The sequence below is a fragment of the Lactococcus ileimucosae genome, assembly GCF_943193185.1.
Taxonomy (GTDB): domain Bacteria; phylum Bacillota; class Bacilli; order Lactobacillales; family Streptococcaceae; genus Lactococcus; species Lactococcus ileimucosae.
In genome coordinates this window covers 55,150-64,996 of sequence record NZ_CALPDE010000013.1, presented here as the reverse complement: position 1 = coordinate 64,996, position 9,847 = coordinate 55,150, and the positions used below count along the sequence as shown (strand labels likewise).

Genomic DNA, 9,847 nt, shown 5'->3' with positions numbered 1-9,847 from the left:
GGTGTTTCTCCAAATACAATGGTATCTCTCATCATATTTTAACATGTTGCTTAATATTTATGAAATGTTATCATAATATTTTGTTACATTGATGTTCTTGGAGAGACAACCATAAAAAAATTAAAAACGCTCAGCCACGTACAAAAATGTCGTGATTGAGCAGTTTTAGTTAAAATCAGATAAGATTTTATCTCTTTTCCAGCTTCTTATACATTTTACCCTATCTTTTGAGCAACTACTTCAATCTCAATGAGTGCACCCATGGGTAAATCCCCAACTTCAAACGCCGTTCTGGAAGGAAAACTTTCTGTAAAGTAGCTTTTATATACTTGATCGAAGCTCGTAAAATCTTTGATATTTTTCAAATAAACTGTAGTTTTTACAATGTTTTCTAGCGAAGACTTATTATCCTCTAAAATGTATTTCACATTATCCATCGACTGCTTTGTCTGCTCTTCTATGCTGTCTGGAAAATCTATTTTGTTTGTTTTACCGTTGATAGGCAGTTGCCCAGAAGTAAAAATTAAATTGCCTACTTCTGTGGCTGGGGAATAGCTTCCGACAGCTTGGGGTAATTTTTCACTTGAAATTCTTTTTAACATACTAGATTCTCCTTGTAATTTATGTCGCTTTTTTAACGAAAATGAAATAATATGAAACAAACCTAGTATACTATACCTTCCTAAAAAAGTAAAGGTTTTCATATTTTGTGCTTGTCTATTACAGGAAATCATATCATCTTTTAAAAATTTTACTGGAATCTTTCTCCTAAACAAGGGCTACTCGGATTACTAATCAAGGAGAAGTGACTAAAAAGACAATAAAACAACTGTTCTATTTTACAAAATTATGATAGAATGAAGTGATACATAAATTATTATGGAGGAAAGTGCTGTGGGATTCAGCAGCACGCATATGAAAATGACCGTTACTATTAATACTCAACATGGTAATGTTGACATTGCAACAGACGTTATCGCTACTGTTGTTGGTGCAAGCACTACTGAAATTTTCGGCGTTGTCGGCATGACAAGTAAAAATGCTGTGAAAGACAACTTCCGTAATATCCTCGGACAAGAAAACTATTCTAAAGGTGTTGTCGTGACGACAGCAGATAATCAAACAACCATTGGTGTTTATGTCGTTGTGAGCTATGGTGTCAAAATTAGCGAAGTTGCCAAAAACATCCAAGAACGTATCCGTTTTAATCTGGAAAATCAACTTGGCATTGCAGCAGCTAAGGTCAATGTATATGTACAAAATGTGAAGGTGGTTGAAGACTAGTGTCAAATATTAACGCAAGTAAATTTCAAGAAATGATTCAGGCGGCAGCGAGTCGCCTTAACGAACAAGCTGAATACGTCAATTCTCTTAACGTCTTTCCTGTCCCAGATGGTGATACGGGAACAAATATGGGGATGACAATCACAAATGGCGCCAAAGATGTTGCTGAAAAGCCAGCCGAAACTGTTGGTCAAGTCTCTCAGATTCTTTCCAAAGGTTTACTTATGGGCGCTCGGGGCAACTCAGGGGTTATCCTCAGTCAAATCTTCCGTGGTTTTGCGCAATATGCAAAAGATTACGATGAGCTTGACGGTATCCATTTGGCAAATGCCTTGCAAAGTGGTGTAGAAGTCGCTTACAAGGCTGTTATGAAACCTGTCGAAGGAACTATCTTGACTGTTTCGCGTGGTGCTGCCGAACTCGCAAACCGTAAGACAAATGAAACAGACGATGCCATAGCAGTTATGGAAGCTGCGCTTGAGGGGGCCAAGATTGCTTTGGCTAAAACTCCAGACATGCTTCCTGTCCTTAAAGAAGTTGGCGTTGTTGACTCAGGTGGTCAAGGTTTAGTCTACATCTATGAAGGTTTCTTGATGGCTCTCAATGGGGAATTCGTTCCTGAAAATCCTGAGCAAGGTTTGGGTGCTATGGAGCGCATGATTAACCTTGAACATGAGGCTGAAACCAGTGTGGCTGGTGCCTCTACAAGCGATATCAAATACGGCTACTGTACAGAAATTATGGTAGAGCTTGGTCAAAGGCCGACAGTGCGCGAAAGTTATGATCACGATAATTTCCAAGCCTACTTGGCAGGTATCGGTAATTCACTCTTAGTGGTTGACGATGACGAAATCGTAAAAGTCCATGTGCACACTGAAGATCCCGGTTTAGTGATGCAAGAAGGACTCAAATACGGACGCCTCGTCAAAGTTAAAGTAGATAATATGCGCCTGCAAAACGAGGGCGTTGCTGAGAAGGAAAAAGCAAACAACATCAGTACCTCAACGTCTAAATCCGACTGGGGCTTGATTGCTATTGCTGCTGGAGAGGGTCTCGCAGATATTTTCCGTGAAATGGGAGTCCAACACGTCGTTTCTGGTGGACAAACAATGAACCCTTCAACAGAAGATATCCTCAAAGCTATTGAGGCTGTGAATGCCGAAAAAGTAATTATTTTACCTAATAACAAAAATATTTTCATGTCTGCTAAATCTGCTGCCGAGGTTGCAGATATCCCTGTTGAGGTTATCGAAACCGCCACTATTCCACAAGGTTTCACCGCTCTACTTAGCTTTGACCCCACAAAATCTATCGAAGATAACAAAACAAACATGACCGCTGCTCTAGCAGATGTGCAATCTGGTTCAGTGACACAAGCCATCCGTGATACAAATATTGATGGTATCGAAATCCACAAAAAAGATACTCTCGGTATGGTCAATAATAAAATCGTTGCTTCAACCAAGAGGATGAACGATGCCATCTTTGCTTCTTTCGAAAAAATGATTGATGAAGACAGTGAAATCGCAGCAATCTATATCGGAGAAGACGGTAAAAAATCAAATGCCGAACGTATCGCCAAAGAACTAGAAAAACGTTATCCTGAACTCGAAGTAGAGATTCATGAAGGAAAACAACCTGTTTACCCTTATATTTTCTCTGTAGAATAAATCCAATAAAAAACTTGTCTTTTATTATGATAAACAGCTCCTGCTAAAATGGATATGGTAAAAAATACCACAACTGCCATTTAGACGGACGTTAGTTTTAAGGCAAGTTTTTTTATGTGTTTTCACGTGAAACACCGCGTTCTCGTTCCACAAAGCAGCACAAACTTTCTACAAAGGAACGCTATACACAATTTCCTCGAAATTACAAGTGATTCGTGTTATACTTAGTGTAATGTCAAATGTATTTTACATTTCGCCGAAGGAGTCCGCATGAAAACACTGAATACAGCTCGAATTGGACAAATATACTACATCGATAAAATTTTAAAATCCACACATGCTGGAAAATTACGGGAACTTGGTTTTTCATCAGATAAAGAAGTTGTCTTACTTTCTCTTGATGGAGAAAATGCTCTCTTAAAAATCGGGAACACACGTCTGGCCCTAAGTAACTTCTATCTGCAAGATATTGTGCTTAAAAATGAACAAGCCGAGGAGAACTTGTCTTCTCTTTCATCTTTAACTGCTGGCCAGACCGGAGTCGTTCGCTTTATTGACTGTCAAGGTGAAATGAAACGGCGCTTAATGGATATGGGCATTACACGTGGCACACATATTACCGTCCATAAGCTTGCCCCTCTGGGTGATCCTATGGAACTTCATCTCCGAGGTTATGCTCTATCTTTACGAAAAATTGATGCCGAAAAGATAAAAATAGCAATCCCCAATCAAGAGGAAATATAGATGACCAAAATTGCCTTAATCGGAAATCCCAACAGTGGGAAAACCAGTATTTTCAACATATTGACTGGAAGCAATCAACAAGTCGGGAACTGGCCCGGTGTCACAGTAGAGTGTAAAACTGGGCATTATAAAAAGGACAAAACTATTGCTATTCAAGACCTTCCTGGAACTTATTCACTCTCACCTTACACCTTGGAAGAACAGGTTACACGGAACTATCTTAGAGAAACCCCACCAGATATTCTCCTTAATATTATAGATGCTACTAATCTGGAGCGTTCTCTCTACCTTACATTACAGCTTATGGAGTTTAACATCCCCATCGTTATTGCTCTAAACATGAGTGATTTACTGGAGTATCAAGGAAGGAAGATAGATAAAGAGAAACTCTCTTATATGTTAGGGTTACCTGTTGTGCCCACAAGTGCTTTAAAAAATCGTGGCTTGGATGAGGTCATACGGGTTGCTTGCCAGCCTTTGGAGGTTCACCCTCTGGACTACGACCACCGTCTTGAAAGTGCCTTAGCAGAGATTGGCCAAATTTGCCCTCATGCTAGGACTCGCTTTGAACAAATCAAACTCTTTGAAGGGGATGCCTTAGCTTTAGAAAGCCTTAATGATGCTCAAAGAAAAGAGCTGAATGACATTGTTGCAATAACCGAGAAAATAATGGGAGATGATCAAGAAGCTATCATCGTCAATGAACGTTATGACCTCATCGGACAAATCGTAGACCTTGTCGTTACAAATAATAGTAAAGGGCGCCTTAACCTAACGGATAAGATAGACAGTATTGTCACCAATAAATGGCTGGGACTTCCTATCTTTATCTTTGTCATGTGGTTGGTTTACTTCTTGGCTATTCAAGTTATTGGTACACCTGCCAGTGATTGGTTAAATGATAATTTTTTTGGCAGTTTTCTGCCCAACACGCTTCGTCAAATGATGGACTATTGGGCTATTGTTCCTTGGGTACAGTCACTTCTCCTCGACGGTGTCCTTGCCGGAATTGGAGCTATTTTAGGTTTTGTCCCCCAAATTTTTATTCTCTTTCTTTTATTGGGCTTTCTTGAGGATTCAGGTTATATGGCACGTGTAGCATTTGTCATGGACCGCATCTTTAGACGGTTTGGTTTGTCCGGCAAATCCTTCATCCCCATGTTAATTTCTTCTGGATGTGGCGTCCCCGGAATCATGGCCACGCGCACGATTGAACAGGAGAGAGATCGAAAAATTACGATTATGGTCACAACCTTTATGCCCTGTTCGGCAAAACTGCCAATCATTGCTCTAGTTTCTGGTGCCTTTTTCCACTCCACCAGTTGGGTAGCTCCTAGTGCCTACTTTTTGGGGATGGCGATGATTATCCTTTCAGGGATTATCTTGAAAAAGACCAAAATGTTTGCTGGCGATACCTCTGCCTTCATTATGGAACTTCCTACTTATCATTTGCCCCATTTTCCTACAGTCTTAAAGTATGCTTTTGACCGTGGCCTCAGCTTTATTAAACGTGCTGGAACCATTATATTTGCCCTTAATGTCTGTCTTTGGTTCTTGTCAAATTACAGTTTTACCTTAGAGCAAGTTGATCCTGGGCAATCAATATTGGCTACATTAGGAGGTTACCTGAGCATTGTATTTGCTCCTCTGGGCTTTGGAGAGTGGAAAGCAACTGTCGCAACTTTGACCGGTCTTATCGCAAAGGAAACCATCGTTGGGACGATGAGCCAGTTGTATGCGCAAGGTGCGGATATCGAAAATAACGGCAGAGCCATTTGGACGACTTTGCAAGGCAGTTATACACCACTGGCAGCTTACTCCTTACTTGTCTTTAATCTTTTATGTGCACCATGTATCGCTGCTATATCCGCTATTTATAAAGAAATGGGTGATGTAAAATGGACTTTACGCGCTGTTGGCTTTCAAACGGCTATTGCGTATAGTATGAGTTTCATTATTTATCAGGTTGGCCTTTCAGTCCTCGAGAAGAACTTTAATATCAGTACTTTATCTGCGCTGCTTCTCATGAGTTTTGGAAGCTATCTCATTTTCCGTAAATCAAAAATTACACTAAATAAGGAGGAACATTCTCTTGAACTTAGCGAGTAGTATTCTTTTAGTTATTATTTTAACCGCTGCCTTCTTTTCTGTTCGCAAAACAGTACGTGGCAAGGGAGCGTGCGACGACTGTGCAACAACAACCTGTCCCGTCAAAAGCGTTTCTGCACTAGAAACATCAGCAAAAACAGATTGCTGTGACTAGCAAAAAAGCCTTTCACTTAAGAAGGCTTTTTTGGATTCTGTGACACATTCTATTTGCTTCGTTCGTCTAAATAGCTAAAGATACGAGCATCAAGATTGTCTGGGCAAAAGAGAAGACGAGCAGGATTTTCACTGAAACAATAAATGTTTCTTTTTTTACTTGCCTTTGTAAGTAAGGTCTAGCCTGCTTTACGATGAAAGGCAAAAGCAAGAACAGCAGCAGCATAAGCGGGGAAACCACTCCCAGAACAACAGCAACAACAATAGAAATATAGGCCAAAACGATACTCATCGTCCACCAGCGCAATGCATTTTTTCTGCCAATATAATGCACAATAGTGTAACGATGATTGGCCTCGTCCTCTTCCAAATCGCAGGTATTGTTGGCCAACATCAGGTTTGAAATCAGCAAGATGCTTGGCAAGGCGACGAGAAAGGTTAAAGCCAAACTTTCGAAATTCCAGACAAAGGCTGCACTCGTATTAATATATACACAAATCAGAAAAATCAAATAGCCCATCGTCAAACCGCTAGCCAACTCCCCCACAGGTAAACTTGATAATGGTTTCGGACCTGCAGAGTAAAAAATTCCTACAAAATAGCAAAAGAGTCCCAACCAAAAGACAGGCCAACCTACCAGCCAAGCAACGCCTAATCCTAAGAAGAAGGAAAGAGAAAAAAAGGCTATGAGCAATGTACGTATTGTCTTAATCGGCAGGTTTTCTCGCCCAATAATATTGGTATTTTTCTTATAATCTTCCGTGTCCACAGCCTTATGATAGTCATTATAATTGTCCCATATGTCCACAAAACAATTGAAACAGAACATGGCGATAAAGTAGAGGAACAAAGGGAGGAAGTTAGCCATCTGGTAGTGATAGAGCGAGTAAGCCAGTCCCAATAAAAAAGGAAAAACGCTAGCTGCTTTAGCTTTCAACTCGATGAGCTCAGCAAATGTTTTAAAATTCATTTTTAATAATTTCTTTGTAATAACGTTTGGGTGACTTCCTTTAAAATCTCACGGTTACGAGATTTGGGAAGTTTTTCAATTTCTAAAAGCGCTTGGTTCGTAAGATGTTTAGCCAAAGATAGGCTTCCTGTAATGCCTCCCAGCTCCGCTACCAACTGTGAAAACTGGATACATTCCTCACGACTGAGACCGTCTGAAGCTACCAGATAAGGCAAAATTTGTTCAGGAGCTTCCTCTTTTGCTAAAAGCAGAGGCAATGTATAAATGCCCTGTCTAAAGTCTGTCAGTATGGGCTTATCAGCCTCCTCTAAACCTACAGTAAAATTCAAAACATCATCATATATCTGGAAGGCCAAGCCAATCGCCAAGCCAATCTTTCGAGCTGACCGTTGCAGCTGCTTATCTCCGCCTGAAAAATATGCCCCTTCCAAGCAAGCCAGACTCAACAATTCCGCAGTTTTTCCGCTTATTGCCTTAAGATAGTGCCGGATGCTGTTATCTGCATTAAATGCTGACTGCATTTGAGTCAACTCACCTTGCAATATTTTTTTCATCGACTTTGCATTTCTAGGTAAAAATGGGGTATCGGCCATCGTTTCGCAAAGCAGTTCAAAATACACCGTATAGATAAAATCACCTGTATATACAGCAACATCTTTACCAAACTGGGCCTCCACACTTGGTAAACCTCGACGTAAAGGCGAATCATCGATAATATCATCATGGATTAAAGTCGCTGAGTGTAACAGCTCTAAGCTAGCCGCTATTTTAAGCAAACGTTCTTCGTCTTGGTTGCTCTCTTTTAATAAGCCAGAAAATAGAAAAAAAAGCGCTGGACGAACCATCTTCCCTCCACGCGTCGTAAACTTTTGCAATGCATCATGTATGTCTGCATTATTTACGGACAAACGTTCCGCCATCAAAGCCTGTACTGCGATAAGTTTTCCTCTAATTTCAGGATAGTCCTGCCAAAAATCTAGCACTTTTTCCTTCGCTCCCTAATATATCTATCTTTTTTATGTCTCTATTATTCTAGCAAATTTCACCTTAAATTTCGATATAAACGACTCCAGCTTTTTCTTACAAATACTTAGCGAATCTCAATAATGTTTTGTTGTGGCAAACGATAACTTGCTTCACCTTTGGATTCTGATGTGCCAAGTACAACCAGCAGTTCTGGACGATAACGTTTATCTACTTCAAGAATTTCGTTCACGCGTGCTGTGCGGTCAAAACCAAGGATAACATTTCCTTCATATCCTCTATTTTTGATAGCATACATGAGATTCATTGTCACAAAACCTATATTCAGGGACAAGTAGCTCGCCTCCATCAGCTCATCCATGCTTTCAAACATTTGTGGATAACGGCTATTAAAACGTTGCAGTTGCTCGCTGTCCAGTTCTGCGGCTCCTATACGGGCAATTTCGCTTGAGCGTTCTGAAAGATTTGTATCACTAAAAATAGCAATAACAGCTCCCGCTTCTTTAACCTGCTGCCCATTCTTTCCCTTAACTTCTGATAAAAGCGCTTGACGCTTCTGCTGACTTTCTATAATCACAAAATGCCAAGGTTGGATGTTATGCGCAGAAGGTGCTAAGCTCGCAGCAGAGATAATCTGTTTCACATCTACTGTCGGTATTTTTTTACCGTCAAATGTTTTTACAGCGTGGCGTTCTTTATTAATTTTTACAAAATCCATGGAAATCCTCCTTTCATTATTGTACCAAATTTGGAAATTTTTAGTATAGAAAAAGAGGTCCCAAGCCCCTTATTCTCTTATTTGTCATATTCCCGCAAAAATTGAGATAAAGCAGCTAAGCCCTCGCGCAAAGTCGCTTCATTTGTACAGTACCCTACTCTTGCATAGCCTGGCAAGTCAAACCTATTGCCGGGGACTAAAAGAACACCCTTGCTCTTTAGTAATTCTATGCAAAATTCTTCCGTTTTTTCTGGATCCAATTCTTCAAATTTTACAAAGCTTGTTGAAACAGACTTTGGATATATCATTGAAACCAAAGGTTCATTTTCAACCCATTCACGCAAGATTTCTAGATTCTTATTTACAATTGCTTTATTACGCGCAAGAACTTTGTCCCGATGCTTTAAAACCAAAGTTCCTAAGGCATCATCAAAAATGCCACAGCAAATCATTGTATAATCCCTATATTTCCGAAACACATCGGTCAGTTTTTCGTCCTGAGTTGCTACCCAGCCCAAGCGCACACCTGGAACAGAGTAAGTTTTAGACAAAGAATTGGTGGAAATCCCTTTCTCATACAAGTCAGCAATAGGTACATAATCCTCTGAGTCATCTAATGGTAAATAAACTTCATCAACTAATACATAAGCACCAACCGTCTTAGCCAAGTCTACTACTTCTTGCAAAAATGCACGGTTTAATGTCGTTCCTGTGGGGTTGTTGGCATTATTCAGACAAATCATCTTGGTGTTTGGTCGCATCATCTGCCGTAACTCTTCTAGACGAGGGTACCAATTTTCACGCTCATAGATCTGCCAGAAATCAACTTCTGCTCCCAAAGACCGAGGAATATCATAGAGCTGCTGGTAGCTTGGGTATTCTGCAATAACATGATCCCCTGGCTCAATCAGACTATACAATACGAGATGATTTGCACCAGTTGCTCCATTTGTTGCTAAAATATTTTCTGCGGGAACATCAGCATAAAGCTTTGCCACTTCTTTTTTAAATTCAGGAGAGCCCTCAATCCAGCCATAATTGAATTTCTCCTGCATAAGAGTCGACATGAAGTTTTGTCCCTTATCTGCTTCTAAATCTAATATCTCTTGCAGGGTCATGGACGAAATCGTTGACTGTGCAATATCATATACTGCTGATTTTTCCCACACATTAAGCCATTCTTCAACTCCAAAACCATTTATTTTCATAAGCTAT

Annotated in this window: 9 protein-coding genes; 4 read left to right on the top strand and 5 right to left on the bottom strand. The window is 40.1% G+C overall.

Annotation, left to right across the window (positions count from 1 at the left end):
• Positions 1-215: 215 nt before the first annotated feature.
• Entirely contained in the window at positions 216-602 is a 387-nt protein-coding gene (locus tag NFR51_RS07050; RefSeq protein ID WP_251713015.1) for a RidA family protein, read from the bottom strand.
• Between the two features lie 319 nt (positions 603-921).
• Here NFR51_RS07050 and NFR51_RS07045 point away from each other — a divergent pair, with 319 nt between their 5' ends.
• The 4 genes from NFR51_RS07045 to feoB all read left to right on the top strand — a co-directional run bounded on the left by NFR51_RS07045 (position 922) and on the right by feoB (position 5,807).
• Complete coding sequence (locus tag NFR51_RS07045) at positions 922-1,284, top strand: Asp23/Gls24 family envelope stress response protein (RefSeq protein WP_202229754.1); 363 nt, start codon at positions 922-924, stop codon at positions 1,282-1,284.
• On the top strand, positions 1,284-2,954 hold the full coding sequence (locus NFR51_RS07040) for a DAK2 domain-containing protein (RefSeq protein WP_251713014.1): 1,671 nt from the start codon (positions 1,284-1,286) through the stop codon (positions 2,952-2,954). Before NFR51_RS07045 ends, NFR51_RS07040 begins: the two co-directional genes overlap by 1 nt.
• A 270-nt stretch (positions 2,955-3,224) precedes the next feature.
• The gene (locus NFR51_RS07035) at positions 3,225-3,698 is read left to right on the top strand and encodes a FeoA family protein (RefSeq protein WP_251713013.1); all 474 of its coding nucleotides are present in this window, start codon (positions 3,225-3,227) and stop codon (positions 3,696-3,698) included.
• Positions 3,699-5,807: a ferrous iron transport protein B gene (gene feoB / locus NFR51_RS07030; protein ID WP_251713012.1), complete on the top strand. Its 2,109-nt coding sequence runs from the start codon at positions 3,699-3,701 to the stop codon at positions 5,805-5,807.
• A 220-nt stretch (positions 5,808-6,027) separates the two neighbouring features.
• Here feoB and NFR51_RS07025 read toward each other — a convergent pair whose 3' ends face one another.
• From NFR51_RS07025 to NFR51_RS07010, 4 genes are all read right to left on the bottom strand, one after another.
• Positions 6,028-6,930 (bottom strand): prenyltransferase, encoded by a 903-nt coding sequence (locus tag NFR51_RS07025; RefSeq protein ID WP_251713011.1) that lies wholly within the window; start codon positions 6,928-6,930, stop codon positions 6,028-6,030.
• A gap of 2 nt (positions 6,931-6,932) precedes the next feature.
• Positions 6,933-7,913, bottom strand: a complete 981-nt coding sequence (locus tag NFR51_RS07020) for a polyprenyl synthetase family protein (RefSeq protein ID WP_251713010.1) — start codon at positions 7,911-7,913, stop codon at positions 6,933-6,935.
• Positions 7,914-8,020: 107 nt separating this feature from the next.
• Positions 8,021-8,632, bottom strand: coding sequence for a nitroreductase family protein (locus tag NFR51_RS07015; RefSeq protein WP_251713009.1), 612 nt, complete (start codon positions 8,630-8,632; stop codon positions 8,021-8,023).
• Between the two features lie 77 nt (positions 8,633-8,709).
• Entirely contained in the window at positions 8,710-9,840 is a 1,131-nt protein-coding gene (locus NFR51_RS07010) for an aminotransferase (RefSeq protein WP_251713008.1), read from the bottom strand.
• Positions 9,841-9,847 lie beyond the last annotated feature (7 nt).